This is a genomic window from Acinetobacter sp. GSS19, from assembly GCF_028621895.1.
Lineage (GTDB): Bacteria > Pseudomonadota > Gammaproteobacteria > Pseudomonadales > Moraxellaceae > Acinetobacter.
Genome location: NZ_CP117520.1, coordinates 1,148,705 through 1,168,738, shown reverse-complemented (window position 1 = coordinate 1,168,738; position 20,034 = coordinate 1,148,705). Strand labels below are relative to the sequence as shown.

15 protein-coding genes are annotated in these 20,034 nt (G+C 46.3%); 13 read left to right on the top strand and 2 right to left on the bottom strand.

Annotated features, from left to right (window positions below):
- The first annotated feature begins 7 nt into the window (after positions 1-7).
- From PGW99_RS05620 to prpF, 5 genes are all read left to right on the top strand, one after another.
- Positions 8-706: a GntR family transcriptional regulator gene (locus PGW99_RS05620; protein ID WP_273779235.1), complete on the top strand. Its 699-nt coding sequence runs from the start codon at positions 8-10 to the stop codon at positions 704-706.
- A gap of 3 nt (positions 707-709) precedes the next feature.
- Complete coding sequence (gene prpB / locus PGW99_RS05615; protein ID WP_273779234.1) at positions 710-1,594, top strand: methylisocitrate lyase; 885 nt, start codon at positions 710-712, stop codon at positions 1,592-1,594.
- A 66-nt stretch (positions 1,595-1,660) separates the two neighbouring features.
- Positions 1,661-2,818, top strand: a complete 1,158-nt coding sequence (gene prpC, locus PGW99_RS05610; protein WP_273779233.1) for a bifunctional 2-methylcitrate synthase/citrate synthase — start codon at positions 1,661-1,663, stop codon at positions 2,816-2,818.
- Positions 2,818-5,424, top strand: coding sequence for a Fe/S-dependent 2-methylisocitrate dehydratase AcnD (gene acnD, locus PGW99_RS05605; protein ID WP_273779231.1), 2,607 nt, complete (start codon positions 2,818-2,820; stop codon positions 5,422-5,424). Before prpC ends, acnD begins: the two co-directional genes overlap by 1 nt.
- 48 nt (positions 5,425-5,472) lie before the next feature.
- The gene (gene prpF / locus PGW99_RS05600; RefSeq protein WP_273779229.1) at positions 5,473-6,654 is read left to right on the top strand and encodes a 2-methylaconitate cis-trans isomerase PrpF; all 1,182 of its coding nucleotides are present in this window, start codon (positions 5,473-5,475) and stop codon (positions 6,652-6,654) included.
- Positions 6,655-7,024: 370 nt separating this feature from the next.
- Here the strand turns inward: prpF and PGW99_RS05595 are convergent, their stop codons facing one another.
- Positions 7,025-8,011, bottom strand: coding sequence for an ABC transporter substrate-binding protein (locus PGW99_RS05595; RefSeq protein WP_273779228.1), 987 nt, complete (start codon positions 8,009-8,011; stop codon positions 7,025-7,027).
- A 3-nt stretch (positions 8,012-8,014) separates the two neighbouring features.
- On the bottom strand, positions 8,015-8,602 hold the full coding sequence (locus PGW99_RS05590; protein WP_273779227.1) for an ANTAR domain-containing response regulator: 588 nt from the start codon (positions 8,600-8,602) through the stop codon (positions 8,015-8,017).
- Positions 8,603-9,034: 432 nt separating this feature from the next.
- On the opposite strand from PGW99_RS05590, the gene PGW99_RS05585 reads away from it, so the two are divergent.
- The 8 genes from PGW99_RS05585 to PGW99_RS05550 all read left to right on the top strand — a co-directional run bounded on the left by PGW99_RS05585 (position 9,035) and on the right by PGW99_RS05550 (position 20,007).
- Positions 9,035-10,384, top strand: a complete 1,350-nt coding sequence (locus PGW99_RS05585) for an MFS transporter (protein ID WP_442784379.1) — start codon at positions 9,035-9,037, stop codon at positions 10,382-10,384.
- Positions 10,385-10,417: 33 nt separating this feature from the next.
- A complete protein-coding gene (nirB, locus tag PGW99_RS05580; RefSeq protein ID WP_273779225.1) occupies positions 10,418-12,964 on the top strand; it encodes a nitrite reductase large subunit NirB in 2,547 nt (848 codons plus the stop codon).
- Between the two features lie 28 nt (positions 12,965-12,992).
- Complete coding sequence (nirD, locus tag PGW99_RS05575; RefSeq protein WP_273779224.1) at positions 12,993-14,603, top strand: nitrite reductase small subunit NirD; 1,611 nt, start codon at positions 12,993-12,995, stop codon at positions 14,601-14,603.
- 55 nt (positions 14,604-14,658) lie between these two features.
- Positions 14,659-17,439 carry a nitrate reductase gene (locus PGW99_RS05570; protein ID WP_273779223.1) on the top strand — a complete coding sequence of 927 codons (2,781 nt, stop codon included), beginning with the start codon at positions 14,659-14,661 and terminating at the stop codon, positions 17,437-17,439.
- Positions 17,436-18,068, top strand: a complete 633-nt coding sequence (mobA, locus tag PGW99_RS05565; RefSeq protein WP_273779222.1) for a molybdenum cofactor guanylyltransferase — start codon at positions 17,436-17,438, stop codon at positions 18,066-18,068. Before PGW99_RS05570 ends, mobA begins: the two co-directional genes overlap by 4 nt.
- A gap of 125 nt (positions 18,069-18,193) precedes the next feature.
- The gene (moaA, locus tag PGW99_RS05560; RefSeq protein WP_273779220.1) at positions 18,194-19,222 is read left to right on the top strand and encodes a GTP 3',8-cyclase MoaA; all 1,029 of its coding nucleotides are present in this window, start codon (positions 18,194-18,196) and stop codon (positions 19,220-19,222) included.
- A 1-nt stretch (position 19,223) separates the two neighbouring features.
- Positions 19,224-19,475 (top strand): MoaD/ThiS family protein, encoded by a 252-nt coding sequence (locus tag PGW99_RS05555; RefSeq protein WP_273779218.1) that lies wholly within the window; start codon positions 19,224-19,226, stop codon positions 19,473-19,475.
- 1 nt (position 19,476) lies between these two features.
- Positions 19,477-20,007, top strand: coding sequence for a molybdenum cofactor biosynthesis protein MoaE (locus tag PGW99_RS05550; protein ID WP_273779217.1), 531 nt, complete (start codon positions 19,477-19,479; stop codon positions 20,005-20,007).
- Positions 20,008-20,034 lie beyond the last annotated feature (27 nt).

Below are 20,034 nucleotides of genomic sequence, written 5' to 3'. Positions count from 1 at the left end.
CAACAATATGCAAGATGTGAGCTTTAAAACAGAGCTGTCTGAAAGTCAGGGTAGAACGCTAACCGACCATGTATTCAAACAAATACAGACAGCCATCGTTTTAGGTCAAATTCCGGCAGGAAGCAAAATATCTGAACCTGAGCTAGCGCGAACCTATGGCATTAGCCGAGGCCCGTTACGTGAAGCGATCCACCGTCTGGAAGGACAAAAGCTGGTTGATCGGACGGCTCATGTGGGTGCACGTGTGGTTTCACTGTCATTGCAACAGTTTAAAGAGCTATATCAGATTCGTGCTTCCTTGGAGGGTCTAGCCTGCAAGCTTGCTGCACAGCATATTGATAAAAAGCAGATTCTGGCGCTGCGTGATGTCTTGCGTGTGCATGCGGAAGATGAAAATTTTAAAGCAGGCAAGGGCTATTACCTGCAAGAAGGCCAAGACGACTTTCATTACTGCATTATCAAAAGCAGTGGCAATAAAACCTTAGAAAAAATGCTGTGTGATGAGTTGTATCACCTCATCCGTATGTACCGAATTCAGTTTTCCAACACACCAGATCGTCCGCATAAAGCGTTCGATGAACATATTCGTATCTTGGATGCAATTGCAGAAGGTGATGGTGAACTCGCCGAACTGCTAATGCTTCGACATATCAATGCGTCTTACAAAATTATTGAGCAGGCTCTGCTACAAGCACAAGGAGAATAAACAATGTCTAATCAATCCGCAGGTCAGCTATTTCGCGATGCCGTGGCCCAGGAAAAACCATTACAAGTGGTTGGAACCATCAATGCCAATCATGCACTTTTAGCCAAACGTGCTGGTTACAAAGCGATTTACTTATCCGGTGGTGGTGTAGCAGCGGGTTCTTTAGGTTTACCGGATTTAGGGATCAGTAACCTGGATGATGTGTTGACCGATGTACGCCGTATTACTGATGTATGTGATCTTCCATTATTGGTTGATGCTGACACGGGTTTTGGTGCTTCAGCATTTAACATCGCACGTACCGTGAAATCTTTAATCAAGTTTGGTGCAGGCGCCATGCATATTGAAGATCAGGTCGGTGCCAAACGTTGCGGCCACCGTCCAAACAAAGCCATTGTGACTCAAGAAGAAATGGTCGATCGTATTAAAGCCGCAGTAGATGCCCGTACTGACGACAGCTTTGTGATTATGGCACGTACCGATGCCTTGGCGGTTGAAGGCTTGCAGGCCGCGATTGACCGTGCTGGCGCCTATATTGAAGCCGGTGCAGACATGCTCTTCCCGGAAGCCATCACCGAGCTTGCAATGTATAAGCAGTTTGCTCAGACCACTGGCGTTCCAATTCTGGCGAATATCACCGAGTTCGGTTCTACGCCACTCTTTACCACTGAAGAATTGGCCTCTGCTGATGTCAGCCTCGCGCTTTACCCACTGTCTGCTTTCCGTGCGATGAACAAAGCTGCAGAAACAGTGTATGAAACCTTGCGCAAAGAAGGCACACAAAAAAATGTGATCGATATGATGCAAACGCGTAAAGAGTTATATGAACGCATCAACTACTATGCGTTTGAAGACTATTTAGACAATGCATTTGCCAAAAAGAAATAATACGTCAACACGGCGAAGGCCGCCGTGTTCCCTAAATAATTTAAATCAATAGGAAAGGACAATCTTATGAGCACAAATGAAACAACAACAGGCTTCAAGCCAAAAAAATCAGTTGCATTGAGTGGACAAGTAGCAGGCAATACCGCATTGTGTACCGTAGGCCGTAGCGGTAACGACTTGCACTACCGTGGTTATGACATTCTTGATCTTGCCATCGGCAGCGAGTTTGAAGAAGTGGCTCACTTGCTGGTCCATGGTAAATTACCGAATAAAGCAGAACTCAAAGCTTATAAAGCCAAATTAAAAGCACTCCGCGGTTTACCAGCAGCACTGAAAACTGCACTAGAGCAGTTACCGCCTTCTGCACACCCGATGGATGTGATGCGTACCGGGGTTTCTGTTTTAGGCTGCTTAACGCCAGAACATGAAGATCACAACGAAGCTGGTGCAAAAGACATTGCGGATAAATTGATGGCGAGCTTAGGCTCAATGCTGCTGTACTGGTATCACTTCAGCAACAACGGCCGCCGTATTGAAGTTGAAACCGACGATGAATCCATCGCAGCGCATTTCTTGCATTTACTGCATGGTGAAGCGCCATCTGAAGAATGGGTTCAAGCCATGCATACTTCATTAATTTTGTATGCTGAGCATGAATTTAACGCTTCTACCTTTACCTCACGTGTGGTGGCAGGTACAGGTTCGGACATGTACTCAGCCATTACCGGTGGTATTGGTGCACTTCGTGGACCTAAACACGGTGGTGCTAACGAAGTTGCCTTTGTGATTCAACAACGTTATGACAATGCCGATGAGGCTGAAGCTGACATTCGCAAACGTGTCGAAAATAAAGAAGTGGTGATTGGCTTTGGTCACCCGGTCTATACCATTGCAGATCCACGTAATGAAGTGATCAAGAAAGTGGCACGTGACTTGGCGAATGCACAAGAGAACACAAAAATGTACTTAATCGCTGAGCGTTTAGAAGCAGTGATGAAAGAAGTGAAGAACATGTTCCCGAACCTTGATTGGTTCAGTGCAGTGAGCTACCACTTGATGGGCGTTCCAACAGCCATGTTTACGCCATTGTTCGTGATTGCACGTACCGCAGGATGGTCAGCGCACGTCATTGAACAGCGTCAAGATGGCAAAATCATTCGTCCAAGCGCGAACTACACCGGTCCTGAAAACCTTGAATTTAAACCATTGGCGGAGCGTGGTTAATGAATACCCAATACCGTAAACCATTAGCAGGCACTCAGCTGGAATATTATGACGTGCGTCAAGCCGTGGAAGATATTCAGCCTGGTGCATACGAAAAGCTGCCATACACATCTAAAGTCTTGGCCGAGCAATTGGTACGCCGTGCCGATGCAGGAAATCTGACTGAATATTTAAAACAGCTCATTGAACGCCGTCAGGACATGGACTTTCCGTGGTATCCAGCCCGTGTCGTATGTCACGATATTTTAGGTCAAACCGCTTTGGTTGATCTGGCTGGTTTGCGTGATGCGATTGCTGAAAAGGGTGGTGACCCTTCTCAAGTCAATCCTGTGGTGCCAACCCAGCTGATTGTCGATCACTCTTTGGCCGTGGAATACGGTGGCTTTGATCCGGATGCTTTTGAAAAAAACCGTGCAGTTGAAGACCGTCGTAATGAAGACCGCTTCCACTTTATTGAATGGACCAAAACTGCCTTTAAAAATGTCGATGTGATTCCAGCCGGAAACGGCATCATGCATCAGATTAACCTGGAAAAAATGTCTCCGGTGATTCAGGTGCGTGATGGGGTCGCCTTCCCAGACACGTGTGTGGGGACAGACTCACACACTCCACATACCGATGCTTTAGGCGTCATTTCTGTCGGTGTAGGTGGTCTGGAAGCCGAAAATGTGATGTTGGGCCGTGCCTCCTGGATGCGTTTACCCGACATTATTGGCGTAGAGCTGGTCGGGCAGCGTCAAGCCGGCATTACTGCAACGGATATTGTACTGGCGTTAACTGAATTCTTGCGTAAAGAACGTGTGGTGGGCGCATATCTTGAGTTCTTCGGTGAAGGTGCAGACTCTATGTCGGTCGGTGACCGTGCAACCATCTCGAACATGACACCGGAGTATGGTGCAACGGCTGCGATGTTCTACATCGACCATAACACCCTTGATTACCTGCGCCTAACAGGCCGTGAAGATGCCCAAGTGGCACTGGTGGAACAATATGCCAAAGAAATTGGTCTTTGGGCATCCGATATGAGCAAAGCGGAGTATCCACGTGTACTTCGTTTTGACTTGTCCACTGTGACCCGCAACATTGCTGGTCCATCAAACCCGCATGCACGTGTATCAACAAGTGACCTGAAAGCGAAAGGCATTGCAGGTGTTGTTGAGCAGCGTACCGATGGTTTAATGCCAGATGGTGCCATCATCATCGCGGCGATTACTTCTTGTACCAACACTTCGAACCCACGTAACACCGTAGCAGCAGGTTTATTGGCACGTAAGGCGAATGAACTGGGTTTAACCCGTAAACCTTGGGTGAAATCATCATTTGCACCCGGTTCAAAAGCTGCTGCGTTGTATTTGGAAGAAGCCGGCGTATTGCATGATTTAGAAAAACTGGGCTTTGGTATCGTGGCTTATGCCTGCACCACCTGTAACGGGATGTCGGGTGCTTTGGATCCGAAGATTCAGCAAGAAATCATCGACCGTGATTTATACGCGACGGCGGTACTTTCCGGTAACCGTAACTTCGATGGCCGTATCCATCCATACGCAAAACAGGCATTCTTGGCATCTCCACCGTTGGTTGTAGCCTATGCGATTGCCGGAACTATCCGTTTCGACATTGAGAAAGATGCCTTAGGCCACGATAAAGACGGCAACCCGATTTATCTCAAAGATATCTGGCCATCTGATGCAGAAATTGATGCTTTAGTTAAAGAAGCCGTGAAGCCTGAACAGTTCCGTAAAGTTTACATTCCAATGTTTGATTTGGGCGAAGTGGAACAAGCTGAAAGTCCACTGTATCACTGGCGTCCGCAAAGTACCTATATTCGCCGTCCGCCATATTGGGAAGGGGCTTTGGCAGCACCTCGCACCTTAAGCAATATGCGTCCTCTGGCGATTTTGGGTGACAATATCACCACCGACCACTTGTCGCCGTCCAATGCGATTTTGATGGACTCTGCAGCGGGTGAATACTTGCACAAAATGGGCGTGCCTGAAGAAGACTTCAACTCCTACGCAACGCACCGTGGTGACCACTTGACTGCGCAACGTGCCACTTTTGCCAACCCGAAACTGTTTAACGAAATGGTTCGCCGTTCTGACGGTACGGTTAAGCAAGGTTCAAAAGCGCGTGTGGAGCCAGAAGGTGAAGTGATGCGTATGTGGGAAGCGATTGAAACCTACATGAACCGCAAACAGCCGCTGATTATTATTGCCGGTGCGGATTATGGCCAAGGCTCAAGCCGTGACTGGGCGGCGAAAGGTGTACGTTTAGCAGGTGTAGAAGCGATTGTAGCGGAAGGCTTTGAGCGTATTCACCGCACCAATCTGGTTGGTATGGGCGTGTTGCCGCTGGAGTTTAAACCGGGTGTCAACCGTAATACCTTAAAACTGGATGGTACCGAGCTGTATAGCGTGATCGGCAATATTGCACCACGTTCTGACCTGGTTCTGGTGATTGAACGTGCAACGGCTGAAGGCAAAGAAGAAATCCTTGAAGTGCCTGTGACTTGCCGTCTGGACACTGAAGAAGAAGTGTCTGTCTATGAAGCTGGTGGGGTATTACAACGTTTTGCTCAGGACTTTTTGGCCGCGAAAGCGAGCTAAGAAATCTGTAGTAATGAATGAGCAAAATCATTTTGAGGACAATACTGAATGTCTTATGAACCACAAGTAAAAATTCCTGCAACCTACATGCGTGGTGGAACCAGTAAAGGCGTGTTCTTTAAACTGGATGATTTGCCGGAGCAAGCCCAAGTCGCAGGTTCAGCAAGAGATCAAATCTTGCTGCGTGTGATGGGCAGTCCAGATCCTTATGGAAAACAAATTGATGGTATGGGCGGTGCCACATCCAGTACCAGCAAAACCGTCATTCTGGCTAAAAGCAATCAGCCGGAACATGATGTTGACTATTTGTTTGGTCAGGTTGCAATTGATCAGCCTTTTGTGGACTGGAGTGGCAACTGCGGCAATTTAACCGCAGCTGTTGGATCCTTTGCCATTTCAAATGGTTTGGTTGATGCAGATCGGATTCCAGAAAATGGTATTTGTACTGTGAGGATCTGGCAAAAAAACATTCAAAAAACCATTATTGCGCATGTTCCGATGAGCAATGGTCAAGTTCAAGAAATTGGTGATTTTGAGCTGGATGGGGTAACTTTTCCTGCAGCTGAAGTTCAGATCGAGTTTTTAGATCCGGCTGATGATGGGGAAGACGGTGGTGCCATGTTCCCAACCGGAAATGTGGTCGATCAGCTTAAGGTACCGGAGATTGGGAGTTTTCAGGCAACTTTTATTAATGCCGGTATCCCAACCATTTTCCTGAATGCGGAAGATCTAGGCTATGAAGGCACTGAACTGCAAGACCATATCAATAATGATGCAGCGGCTTTGGCACGTTTTGAAAAAATCCGTGCCTATGGCGCCGTACAGATGGGTTTGATTCAGGATATTTCGGAAGCAGCGGCACGCCAGCATACGCCAAAAATTGCCTTTGTGTCTAAGCCAAAAACCTATTCGGCATCGAGTGGCAAGACAGTTAAAGACAGTGATGTTGACTTGCTGGTACGTGCATTATCGATGGGTAAACTGCACCATGCCATGATGGGGACAGCCGCAGTCGCCATTGGTACAGCTGCAGCGATTCCAGGGACTTTGGTGAACTTGGCTGCCGGTGGTGGAGAGCGTGAAGCTGTGCGTTTTGGACATCCTTCGGGAACATTACGTGTCGGTGCTCAGGCTGAATTGAGTAATGGCCAATGGATAGTCAAAAAAGCCATTATGAGCCGTAGTGCACGGGTGTTAATGGAAGGAAACGTTTACATTCCTGCAATCTGAATAGAATGAAGCTTTATTCAGCATTTAGGTTAAAAAAGCGAGTCAGTATGACTCGCTTTTTATTCTGGAATATCTTGATCTAGAACGTTTTTTAGTACGGCAAGATGGGGTATTTCCATGTCAGAAATAAGCATAAGCACCTCTAAAATACTAGTTTCCATTTCACGTTGCTTTAAAGCTAGGTGTTGATGTCACATAATTAAATAAAGCTATGTTATTGATTAAATGATAATTTAAATCAGAGCCAATATATCCCTTTGATTGATTCATTTAAATATCAATCAGATTTTTTACCATAATACATCCTTATTTTTAATTCAGTCTGGTGAAAAGATAAAGATTTCTGACCCTATACGTTCTAAGTTATTGGCTAATTTAAAATACATGAGCGTATGATTTTTGCTTTTAAGTTTTCATCAATTTTTATTTGATCCCATTTGGCCATTTGTGAAATCAACCACTCAAAATCTTTTACCTTCGGTTGTGAAGAGCCCTCCACCAAATTGCGAATCATTTGTTCAATGGCATGAAACCTCTGGCTATGCAGTGTGACCAGAGATTGAAACTGAATGATATTGAAATCAGTCAGCATTTGCCAAACTGCCGTGTAATTTTCCAGATTTTTTAACTCTTGCTGTGCTTTCTGAATGGCGATAATCATTGCCTGATGAGTGTTTGGATGTTGCATTGCCCAATCGGCAGTCACTGCCAGAACTTTATCTGCCACTTTAGGCATAATCTCCTGACTCGAAGCGACGATTTGACTAATACTTAACATTTCCCCTTGAGTATTCCAGGGTTCTCCAACACAACAACCATTAATATGATGTTTTGTTAAGGCTTCTACCATATAAGCTGGAGGAAGGGTTAACAGTTGAATTTCTCGTGCTACCTTTGGGTTAGCAAGGGCTAACCATTCTCTTAAGCAGTAATGATGAATGGATTGCTTAAAGACATGTGCCAAGTGAATGGAGCGTTGTTGCCGTAGGGCTGCCACGATTTTTTCTGCCGATGCTTGTGCGCTATCATCTGCAGTAATCCCGAGTTCATAGCATAACTCCTGATGCAGACTGATGAATGCCCTGTTATAACTTAAAATCAGTGCGGTTTGTAAGGGAATACCCAGCGGATCTTCACCTAATGCAGCGGCAGGGAGCATTGCAGATAGGCAGTGTGCGGCATCGATAAAACCAAAAGCCAGCCGGTCTCGCAGGCTGGCCCAGGATGCTTCTTGTACCAGGCTGACATCCAAACCTAGTTCTGCAAAAAACCCACGCTGTTTCGCCCAAAGAATTGCTACAGTATCCAGTAAAGGAAGATAACCGATCTGGATTTGTGTTTTTTCTAAATCATACATCGTTTAATCCTTCAAATGGTTCTGTAAAAGTTGTTGTGCATCCAGTAAACGGCGAGCCATTTCTCCAATGGTCATGCGGTGGCTCATGGCATTTTTACGTAGCAGCTGGAAGGCCTGATCTTCAGTCAGGCCATGTAATTGCATCATTAAGGCTTTGGCTTTTTCGATATCTTTTCGATCCGCCAATTTATTTTTGGCGCTTTCAAGGTCCGAGAGCAATTTTTTATGTTTTTTAAATTGCTCAATGGAAATGTGCAGAATACTTTCAAGCCTGCTGGGATCAATGCCATCCACAATATAGGCAGTGACACCTGCCTCTATGGCATTTTTGATCATGTCTTTCTGGCTGTTTTTGGTGAACAAAACGGTGGGAAGATTAAACTGGCTGACACAACTTTCAATCAGGTCACGCTGTGGGTGATCCATGTCCAGTAAAATGATGTCCGCCTGTAACTGCTCCAGACGCAGCAGGTTTAAATGATCAAAGATGAGACAGGCCACCACCTCGAAATCATGCTGGATTAACGAAGCTTTGATGTGGTTGGCACGTGCTTGATCATCATCAATCAGTGCGATTTTGAGTTTTGGCATAAGGCTACTATCATCAGGAATAACCTGAAAGAAACGTCGTTTCCAATCAGAAGCAATTAAAATGCCAAATTCGAGCAGCACATTTTCATCGGCTCTTGAATCCTGAAAAAGCATACCGAATGTTCAGGGTTGCACCTTGTTAAGGCACGGCGTATTACAACAGCGCACGCAACTCAGATTTGTCCTGATCTCTCAGTTTCTCAAACTGGAAAAAAGCTAGATATCCTTCAAAATCCCATCGTTAAAACAAATAAAAATAGTAGCTTAGATCGACTTATATTACTTTGGCACAGGCTTTGCATTATCTCAGTTGAGTCAAAGATGACTCATATAATTTTGTAAGACGGCCAATGACGTCCGCTCTGATGGAGTCTGTTCTACAGCAATCTGTATGACAGATCACTCAATAGGTTCAGTTCTGGAGAGATGGCTATGTCTTTCAATATCAATGCTAAAAAAGCGACAAAAATAAGTTTATTGAACTTCAGCAGCGCAGCGATGAGAGCCTTCCATATGAGTTGGCTGGCTTTTTTTGTCTGTTTCTTTGCCTGGTTTGCCTGTGCGCCGTTAATGCCGGTGATTGCCGGTGAATTCGATTTAACCAAAGATCAAATTGCCAATATCAACATTGCTGCAGTCGCCATCACGATTTTGGTTCGACTGATTGTTGGTCCATTATGTGATAAATACGGCCCACGTAAAACCTATACGGCTTTGCTCATTATCGGCAGTATTCCTGTGTTTGGCGTAGCTGCTGCCAACAGTTATGAATCCTTCCTGTTTTTCCGGTTATTAATTGGTGCAATCGGTGCAAGTTTTGTGATCACCCAATATCACACTAGCATCATGTTTGCCTCTAATGTGGTCGGAACTGCCAATGCAGCTTCAGCAGGATGGGGCAATGCAGGTGGTGGCGCAACACAAGCAATAATGCCTTTACTACTTTCCGCCTTGGTTATGTTTGGTGTTGAACAGGCTATGGGCTGGAGAGTTGCTTTGATTGTTCCAGGTGTGTTGATGCTGATCGTAGGCGTCATGTACTGGAAACTGACCCAAGACTGCCCACAAGGGAATTTTAAAGAATTACGTGCACAAGGCATCCAGGTCGGCAGTGATAAAAAAGGCGGCATGGCTATTCTGATGCATGCGGCACGTAACTATCGCGTCTGGATTCTTTTTGGTGCCTATGCAGCGTGTTTTGGCATCGAAATCTTTATTCATAACATCGTCGCGATGTACTACGTCGAACACTTTAGCTTCGGTTTGAAAGAAGCGGGTTTAGCTGCAGGTATTTTTGGTTTGCTGGCGCTGTTTGCCCGTGCGCTAGGCGGAATTGTTTCAGACAAAGTCGCGCTGAAAAAAGGTCTGGATGGCCGTACCAAGGTACTGTTCAGCATGATTCTCATGGAAGGTCTGTTTCTGATCGTGTTCTCGCAAATGAACAGTGCGATGCTGGCGATTTTAACTATGACGGTGTTCGCTCTATTCACCCATATGGCGTGTGGTGCAACCTATGCTTTGGTGCCCTTTATTGACCGTGATGCTTTGGGCGGCGTAGCAGGCATTATTGGTGCAGGTGGTAATGTCGGAGCTGTAGCAGCAGGTTTCTTACTCAAGGGCATGTTAGACATTCAAACGACCTTAATGGTGCTTGGCGGTTTGGTGGTGATTGCTGCCAGCTGTGTCCTGATGATCCGTTTCTCGGTTGAGCATAAAGAAAAAGAACAGCGTTTATTTGAACAAGCTGTGCATGAACGCAACATGGCTGAAGCTCAAAATTAAATCTAAGAAATTGTAAGAATCCGGAGAAAACATATGAAAATTATTATGATCGGTCATGGCATGGTTGGCCACAAATTTATCGAATCTGTTTTGGAACATGCCGGTGACGAAGTGGAAATCACCATTTTGGCCGAAGAATCACGTTTGGCGTATGACCGGGTGCATTTGACTGAATATTTCAGCGGAAAATCTGCCAAAGATTTGACCTTGTGCCGTGCGGATTTTGCCGATGCGTATGGCATCGATTTACGCTTGGACACCAAAGCTGTGGCGATTGACCCCTTGCATAAAACGGTCACCACTCATCATGGAGATGTTCTGAGTTTTGATAAATTGGTGTTGGCAACCGGTTCATACGCTTTTGTTCCTCCTATTCCGGGCAATGACCGTGAGAACTGCTTTGTTTACCGCACCATTGAAGATCTGGATGCGATTCGTGCTGCCAGCTTAACTGCAAAAACCGGTGCGGTCATTGGCGGTGGCTTACTCGGCTTGGAGGCGGCGAAGGCACTGTGTGATTTGAATCTGGACACCCATGTGGTGGAATTTGCTCCGCGCCTTATGACAGTACAAATTGATGATCTGGGCGGTAAAGTTTTACGGGCAAAAATCGAGAATTTGGGAGTGAGTGTTCATACCCAAAAGGCAACATCATCAATTGAAGCCGGAATTTCTAGTACTCACGTAATGAAGTTTGCGGATGGTTCGGAACTGGAAACGGACATTATTCTATTCTCTGCGGGTATCCGTCCACGGGATGAATTGGCGCGTCAGAGCGGGCTTGCTATTGGGGAGCGCGGCGGAATCATGATTAATGATTATTGCCAAACATCCAACCCCGATATTTATGCCATTGGTGAATGTGCACTTTGGAATAACAAAATTTACGGGTTGGTAGCCCCCGGTTATGACATGGCCCGGATTGCCGCCAAGCATGTAATGGAACAGGCATGCAGCCCGTTTGCTGGTGCAGATATGAGCACCAAGCTGAAACTGATGGGCGTGGATGTGGCTTCTGTCGGAGATGCACATGCCGTGACACCGAATGCACTGAGCTATTTCTATGCCGATGAAGCTGCGCAAATCTATAAAAAGATTGTGGTCAATGCTGAGAAAACGAAATTGCTGGGTGCAGTGCTGGTCGGATGTGCCAAAGAATATAATGACTTACTGCAAATGATGCTGAATGGGTTGTCGCTGCCGGAAAATCCGGAAAGTCTCATCATGCCGGGTTATGCGCAATCCACGGCAAAAACTGGGGGAAGCGGGGTTGATTTGCTGCCAGACAGTGCAACTATCTGTTCATGTAACAATGTTTCTAAAGCAGATCTCTGCAGTGCAATTGCGGAGGGTTCAACCTCGCTGGGCGCACTAAAAAAATGCACAAAAGCTGCAACTGCTTGTGGCGGCTGTACACCGTTAGTGACTCAGGTGTTGAAGGCTGAACTACAACGTCAAGGTGTTATGGTGAATAACCATCTATGCGAACACTTTGCCTATTCACGCCAAGAGCTGTATCACCTGGTACGTGTGAATGAAATCAAAACCTTTGATGATCTGATTCAGCAGCATGGCCACGGTTTGGGCTGTGATATCTGTAAACCGACGGTGGCAAATATCTTGGCTTCCTGCTGGAATGACTTCGTATTGAAGCCAAGTCATGCCGGACTGCAAGACAGTAATGACTATTATCTCGGTAATATTCAAAAAGATGGTTCGTATTCAGTCGTACCACGTATGGCCGGTGGTGAAGTGACACCCGATGGCTTAATTGCGGTTGGTCAGATTGCAAAAGAATATGGTTTGTATACCAAATTAACTGGTGGTCAGCGTGTCGATATGTTTGGTGCGCAAGTGCATCAGTTGCCTGAAATCTGGGAAAAACTCATCAAAGCCGGTTTCGAATCCGGCCATGCTTATGGTAAATCGCTGCGTACGGTGAAATCCTGTGTCGGCAGCACGTGGTGCCGTTATGGAGTAGATGATTCCGTCGGTTTGGCCATCTTCCTGGAAAACCGTTACAAAGGTCTGCGTTCACCCCATAAGCTGAAAATGGCCGTATCAGGTTGCACCCGTGAATGTGCCGAAGCACAAAGTAAGGACGTCGGCGTCATTGCCACTGAAAAAGGCTGGAATCTTTATGTTTGTGGCAATGGCGGCATGAAACCACGCCATGCCGAATTACTGGCTTCTGATCTCGATACCCACACCTTGATCCGTTATATCGACCGCTTCTTTATGTTCTATATCCAGACGGCAGACCGCTTGCAACGTACCTCGGTATGGCGTGACAACATGGAAGGTGGGCTGGATTATCTGAAAGATGTCGTGGTGAATGATTCTCTGGGGCTAGCTGCTGAATTGGAACGCCGTATGAGCCATGTAGTGGGAACCTATCAGGATGAATGGCGTACGGCGGTGGAAGATCCAGAAGTGCGTAAGCGCTTTAAAACCTTTATCAATGCTAAAGCTGAACAGCAGCAAGACCCGCATATTCAATTTGCTGAAGTTCGCGGACAAATCCGGCCAAAGACTGAAGTAGAACGTGATGCAACGCGCATCGCTATGGCCGAAGCCTAAGCAGATTGAAAAATAAAGGAGAATGAAAATGACAATTTTAAAAAAAATGAACGAGTTGGATTGGATTGAAGTGTGCAGCCTAGAGGACATCACACCGAATACTGGCGTGGGCGCTCTGCTGCAAGGACAGCAAATTGCGATTTTCCGGGTAGGTCATGAAAAACGGGTCTATGCACTCAGTAATCAAGATCCGTTCAGCAAAGCCTTTGTGATGTCGCGCGGTATTTTGGGAGATTTGCAGGGCGAACGGGTAGTGGCTTCTCCGATTTATAAGCAGCATTTCAGTTTGGCTACAGGGCGCTGTCTGGAAGATAAAGACCAGAGACTTCTGGTGTTTCCAAGCAAGATTGAAAATGGCAAGGTGCTGATCAGTCCAATTCCACAGAAGACGTATATTACCAACCCTGGAACTTCCAGCGAAAAAATGAAACTGGTGCTGATCGGCAATGGCCTGGCCGGCATGCGCTGTCTGGAAGACTTGCTGGACATGGTACCCGATCGTTATGACATTACTGTCATTGGAGAGGAACCTTGGGGGAACTATAACCGTATCATGCTATCTCCAGTACTCTCCGGAGAAAAGCACATGGATGACATCATGCTGCATTCACATGCCTGGTATGCAGATAAAGGCATTCGTTTTATCGCTGGTGATCCTGCTGTAAATATTGACCGTGCACGTAAGCAGGTCTACACAAAACATGGTGAAGTCGTGGCTTATGACCGTTTAATTCTGGCGACAGGTTCCAAACCCTTTATTCCACCAATTAAGGGTAGCGATCTGCAGGGTGTGATCAGTTTCCGTGATATTCATGATGTCAACATCATGCTGGAGTACTGCAAGCACAAGAAAAATGCCGTGGTGATTGGTGCGGGATTGTTGGGACTGGAAGCAGCTTATGGCTTGAAACAGCGCGGAATGAATGTGACCGTTGTACATTTGCTGGATCGCATTATGAATCGCCAACTGGATGCACGAGCAAGTGACTTGCTGAAACAGAGTATTGAAGCCAAAGGCATCCAAATCTTAACTGAGGCCAATACTGAAGAACTGATTGGGCAAGATGGTCATGTCATCCAGCTGCGCCTGAAAGACGGCACCTTACTGGACGCTGATCTGGTGGTATTTGCTGTGGGGATTCGTCCGAATATTGAACTGGCACAACGTGCCGGCTTGCGCTGTCAGCGTGGTGTACTGGTCAATGACATCATGCAAAGCTTTGATCCAAGCATTTATGCGGTTGGAGAGTGTATTGAACACCGCAGCCAAACTTTTGGTCTGGTTGAACCCTTGTGGGGGCAAGCCTTTATTTGTGCATCACATCTGGCCGAACGTGGCAGCCTGACATTTAAAACACCGACCGTACCGACCCAATTAAAAGTGAGTGGCTGTGATGTCTTTTCCGCAGGGAACTTTGAACCGCAGGAAGATTATGAAGACATTATCCTGAATGATGAAAAACGGAAAATTTATAAACGCATTATCATCCAGAAAGACAAAGTCATCGGTGCCGTACTGTTTGGCGATACCGAAGATGGTACATGGTATGCGGAGCTGATTGCCAATCAAACGCCGATTGCCAATATCCGCAGTAAGTTGCTGTTTGGCCGGGATTTCGCATTAAAAAATGCAGGATAGGTGCTTTAGTCACCTTTTGCCATGTGCAGAACCTTATCCCAAATCAGGAGCTTAAATGAACAGTATTTCCATGGTGGATCTCAATAGCTCCACAGAAAATTCCAGTAAAACTACACATACCACCTGTCCTTATTGTGGCGTGGGCTGTGGTGTGACCGTAGAGGTGACTCAAACAGCTTTGGGCGAAAAAATTAATGTTCGGGGAGATGCGCAGCATCCTTCTAATTACGGAAAATTATGTATTAAAGGCAGCAATCTAGCAGATACTCTAGGACTGGAAACGCGTGTATTGCAGCCCATGCTTGGACGGCAAGCCCATCGCCAACCTGTCGATTGGGAAACTGCAATTGCCACGATTTCGGATCAATTTCGGCACTGCATTGATCAGTATGGAAGAGACAGTATTGCCTTTTACGTATCGGGGCAATTACTGACCGAAGACTATTATGTTGTGAACAAGTTTATAAAAGGTTATCTAGGCACAGCCAATATTGATACCAATTCACGTTTATGCATGTCCTCGGCAGTAGCAGCACATAAACGTGCCTTTGGGGAGGATATTGTTCCGGCCAGTTATGAGGATTTTGAACAGACCGATATGGTGGTGTTGGTCGGATCGAATACTGCGTGGTGTCATCCGGTACTCTATCAGCGCATTATGCAGGCCAAAGCAGAACGTGATTTGTTCGTGGTGGTGATTGACCCACGCTTTACCAATACCTGTGAAGCCGCCGATTTGCATCTGCCAATTTTGCCGGGTCAAGATGTCCGGCTGTTTAATGGCCTATTGCAGTATCTGTTTAAACACGGATATGCCGATCAAGATTTTATTGACACCCATACTCAAGGCTTAGAGCAGGCTTTGCTTGCCAGTGAAGATGAAGCCGTATTGATAGAGGTGGCTGAACGGACGGGTATTGCCCTAGAAAAACTGCAAAGTTTTTATGAGAAATTCGCCCAGGTAGATAAAGTGATGACCCTATTTTCGATGGGGGTTAATCAGTCGTCGCAAGGCGTGGACAAAGCCAATAGCATTATCAACTGTCATTTGCTGACCGGCAAAATAGGCAAACCTGGTGCAGCACCATTCTCCATGACAGGGCAACCAAATGCCATGGGGGGGCGTGAAGTCGGTGGATTGGCGAATATGCTGGCAGCACATCTGGAACTGGACAATCCAGCGCACCAACAACTGGTACAGAATTTTTGGCAAAGTCCGCATATTGCCCAGCAGCCCGGCTTGAAGGCCGTCGATTTATTTCGTGCGGTAGAAAGCGGAAAAATAAAGGCCATCTGGATCATGGCCACCAATCCTGTGGTGAGTTTGCCTGATGCTGATCAGGTCAAACGTGCACTGGAAAAATGTGAATTTGTGGTGGTATCGGATATCTGCCTGAATACTGACACCACGCAATATGCTGATGTACTTTTGCCTGCGCTGGGATGGGGTGAAAAAGACGGGACCGTGACCAACTCAGAACGCCGTATTTCCAGACAACGGGCTTTTTTACCAGCACCTTATGCTGCAAAACCCGATTGGTGGGCCATCAGCCAGGTGGCACAACGTATAGGTTTTCAGCATTTTGACTATCGTAGCAGCCATGAGATCTTTCTCGAACATGCGCGGTTATCAGCGCTGGAAAATTCGGATCTGGCTCAGCGCACTACAAAGCCACATTTTCGTTATTTTAACCTGCAGGGTTTAACCGATTTAACCCCTGATGAATATGCGGCACTGCAACCGGTTCAATGGCCGGTCTGGTCCAGAGATCAACCGAATCCTGCAGCGATACGTCTCTATGATCAAGCGCAGTTCAGCCATGTAAATGGCAAAGCAAAATTTATCGCTACCATAGCAATCAATCCGGTACATCAAACTTGTCATGCGTTTCCTTTGATTTTAAATACCGGAAGGATTCGGGACCAGTGGCATACCATGAGCCGCACTGGGCTGTCAGCCAATCTCAGCAGCCATCGTGCAGAACCCTACTGTGAAATTCATCCGCAAGATGCATTGAAATATGGCATCCAGGACGCTGGGTTAGTTAAGGTGAAATCTCAATGGGGTAGCTGCGTGCTGCGTGCCCAGCTGAGCCAGAATATCCGCCGTGGGCAGGTTTTTGCACCTATTCACTGGAATGATCAAGTTGCTTCTGATGCCCGTATCGGAAAAGTGGTCAATCCAGTAGTGGATGTCATTTCAGGCGAGCCGGAATTTAAGCATACCCCGGTCATGATTGAGCCTTTTTATAGCCAATGGCAGGGGGTGTTATACATACGTCAAGGCTATGAACAGCGTATAAGGCCAGCATTGGAAAAGATGGCATGGTGGACAAAAATTACCCTGTTTAGTGCCGTACGTTATGAGATAGCAGACCGTAAGAAACTGGCAGAAACCACCGAACATTTAAAAGAATGGTTGCCTTTTCAGGAAGAAAGCTTTGAATGGCTGAATCTTGAAGACCAGACTGCACAGATCAGTCACAGTGTAGTGTTAAAAGAAGGACAGTTGATTACCAGTCTGTATATCGCACCTCAACACTTATTACCCGATCGGGACTGGATAGCCAGTTTGTTCAAGCGGGAACGTTTAAGTCTCATGCACCGTAAAGCCTTACTGGCTGGACAAGCGATGTCGATGCTCAATAATGATGGTCCACTGGTCTGTAGCTGTTTTAAAGTGGGTAAAAACCGAATTATTGAAACCATCCTAAGCCAAAACATGACCGATGAAAAACAGGTGACTGCCTGCTTGAAAGCCGGGGGCAACTGTGGCTCATGTTTGCCTGAGATTCGCGGGCTGATTAAAGCTTGTCAGACGGAGGTGGCACAATGAGTCGTGTTCTCAAGAAAAAAGATTACCCTGTTACCGACCTAGTGATCCTGGCCGGTGGTCAGGCACGAAGAATGAATGGCGTCAACAAGTTGCTCCAGACATTTGATGATCAGATGCAATTGATCAAAATACACCAGCAACTGAAAGCGAGTGTTGCACAGGTCTGGATCAATAGTCATCGCGATGCGTCCATTTATCAACACCTCATTGGCAGCGTTCACTGTTATAGTGATGACCAAAGCGGCTTTTTAGGACCATTGATGGGCATGAAAAGTGCCTGGTCGCACGTACAAGCGGACCACGTGCTCTTTGTCCCATGTGATGTGACTTTTATTCCACCAAATGTCCTGAGCCGGCTGCATCAGGCTTTGGCTAGACATCCTCTGGCCCAGGTGGCCTATGTTGAAATCAATGGCACAGCCTTATATCCGTTTTGTCTGGTGAAACGCGACAGTCTTGCCCAATTCCTAGAGCATTTGGCGCAAAAACAGCACAGTTTAAAAGGTTGTTTTGCTGATCTGCACGCTCAAGTTGCACGTTTTAGAAATCACGCACTGTTTTTTCACAGTATTAATTCCTTCGATGAATTGCAGCAGTACCAGCAGCTTAAATTTCTGCACAGCCACTAATTTTTTACGCCACCACAAAGTTGGAACGCTTATTGCAAATTAAATAATAACAAGATGGGGCAATGCCGATATCGCGCACTGATTATGGTCGTGTGGCGGCACAAGCCTGAAGAGGGATATTCCACATGAATATGAGGACACAGCCTAAAACTAACATGCGCTTTGTGGATCAGTTTGGTCGTCATAAACGGAAACTGCGGATTTCAGTGACAGATCGCTGCAATTTTAAGTGTGTCTATTGTATGCCTGAGCATCCAGAATGGATTAATAAAAAAGACCTGCTCAGTTTTGAAGAACTTTACCTGTTTTGCGATTTTATGGTGCGCCGTGGCATTCAGGAGATTCGCATCACCGGCGGTGAACCCTTAATGCGTCAGGGAGTGGTGCACTTTATTGCGCAATTGCAGCAACTGAAAGCGATTGGCTTGAAGCGTATCGCTATGACCAGTAATGCGTATTATCTCAGATACTATGCGAGTGCATTAAAACAGGCCGGGCTGGATGATCTGAATATCAGTTTAGACAGCCTGGATGCGGCCCAGTTTCAACAGTTGACACAAAAAGATTTGATACCGGTTCTTGAAGGAATTGAGGCCGCACAAGCTGCAGGTTTTCCGATCAAGATCAATAGCGTATTAATGCGTGGCGTGAATGAAGATCAGATTCTGCGTTTAGCACGCTGGTCAATCCAGAACAAGTTTATTTTACGCTTTATTGAATTTATGCCACTTGATGGTGAACATCGATGGTCCAGTGCACATGTGGTCAGCGAGCAGCAAATTCTGGAAACGCTTGCCACTGAATTTGATCTTACTGTCCTGAACCGGCATTCAGCTGATCCGGCACGGCAATATTTAATTGATGGCCATCCTATTGGAATTATTTCGACCATTACCCATTCCTTTTGTGGCAGCTGTGATCGGCTACGCTTAACGGCACAAGGTGATTTTTATAACTGTTTATTTGCCCCGAAAGGACTGAGTCTGAAAAATCAAATCAGAGCCTTGATGGCTGCTGAACCTTTCGCTGCATTGCACTTACAGACGGCACTTTCCGATTATATCTGGCACAAAGAATCTGGCTTTCAGGCTATTACCCAGCAGACGGGTACTCAGTTCTCACGAAAAATCAGCATGCACATGCTAGGAGGTTAGGATGCAGACCCTCAAAATTAAAATCGAAGCATTTGGTGCAATTGAACGCAACCTTCCTCAAGTTCTGGAGATACGTTGTAATTCAGGCCAAAGTGTTGCTGATGTACTTGATCAGGTGGCACAGGATTATCCAGAGTCAAATCTGCTATTGCAGCGCTGTGCCTGTGCCATTGGAGAAGACATCATTCCACGGCAAGCTATCTTACGACAAGACAGCACGCTGGTTTTGCTTTCACCTGTGGCAGGAGGATGATATGGACGAACTTAAATCCTTTGCACGCATTTCAGAGACGCGTTTGAGCCTGGACCGTTTTGATACTGTTCAGCATTTTCCTAAATGTGGTGGGGTTGGCGTGTTTATCGGGACGGTGCGTAACCATCATGAAGGTAAAGCGGTCAAGGCCTTGAGATATACGGCCTACGCACCTGTGGCAGAGAAAATGATTCGCCAGATTGAACAGGACATCCAGCAGCAATATGGCGTGTCTTATGTCCGTGTTATGCATCGCATCGGAACCTTGCAGATTAGTGAAGAAGCAATTATTGCAGTCGCTTACGCAGCACATCGGCGTGAGGCTTTTGCTGCATGCGAAGCGGTGGTCGAACGGGTGAAACATGAAGTCCCGGTCTGGAAAGAAGAGTTCTATCTGGATGGGAGCAGTCAATATGTAGAAGGTTGCTGTATCCGTCAAGATTATGCGAATGCCAGATATGTAGCAGATTTATCCCTAAAAACATCTCAACACGCTGAACATTTGCATTGCCATCATGCGCATTCTGTCTAGCACTTCACACGCCACAACCATCTTTAA

Coding starts and splice junctions, on each gene's coding strand:
- PGW99_RS05620 (WP_273779235.1), top strand. CDS start 8: ATGCAAGATGTGAGCTTTAAAACAGAGCTGTCTGAAAGTCAGGGTAGA.
- prpB (WP_273779234.1), top strand. CDS start 710: ATGTCTAATCAATCCGCAGGTCAGCTATTTCGCGATGCCGTGGCCCAG.
- prpC (WP_273779233.1), top strand. CDS start 1,661: ATGAGCACAAATGAAACAACAACAGGCTTCAAGCCAAAAAAATCAGTT.
- acnD (WP_273779231.1), top strand. CDS start 2,818: ATGAATACCCAATACCGTAAACCATTAGCAGGCACTCAGCTGGAATAT.
- prpF (WP_273779229.1), top strand. CDS start 5,473: ATGTCTTATGAACCACAAGTAAAAATTCCTGCAACCTACATGCGTGGT.
- PGW99_RS05595 (WP_273779228.1), bottom strand. CDS start 8,011: ATGTATGATTTAGAAAAAACACAAATCCAGATCGGTTATCTTCCTTTA.
- PGW99_RS05590 (WP_273779227.1), bottom strand. CDS start 8,602: ATGCCAAAACTCAAAATCGCACTGATTGATGATGATCAAGCACGTGCC.
- PGW99_RS05585 (WP_442784379.1), top strand. CDS start 9,035: ATGTCTTTCAATATCAATGCTAAAAAAGCGACAAAAATAAGTTTATTG.
- nirB (WP_273779225.1), top strand. CDS start 10,418: ATGAAAATTATTATGATCGGTCATGGCATGGTTGGCCACAAATTTATC.
- nirD (WP_273779224.1), top strand. CDS start 12,993: ATGACAATTTTAAAAAAAATGAACGAGTTGGATTGGATTGAAGTGTGC.
- PGW99_RS05570 (WP_273779223.1), top strand. CDS start 14,659: ATGAACAGTATTTCCATGGTGGATCTCAATAGCTCCACAGAAAATTCC.
- mobA (WP_273779222.1), top strand. CDS start 17,436: ATGAGTCGTGTTCTCAAGAAAAAAGATTACCCTGTTACCGACCTAGTG.
- moaA (WP_273779220.1), top strand. CDS start 18,194: ATGAATATGAGGACACAGCCTAAAACTAACATGCGCTTTGTGGATCAG.
- PGW99_RS05555 (WP_273779218.1), top strand. CDS start 19,224: ATGCAGACCCTCAAAATTAAAATCGAAGCATTTGGTGCAATTGAACGC.
- PGW99_RS05550 (WP_273779217.1), top strand. CDS start 19,477: ATGGACGAACTTAAATCCTTTGCACGCATTTCAGAGACGCGTTTGAGC.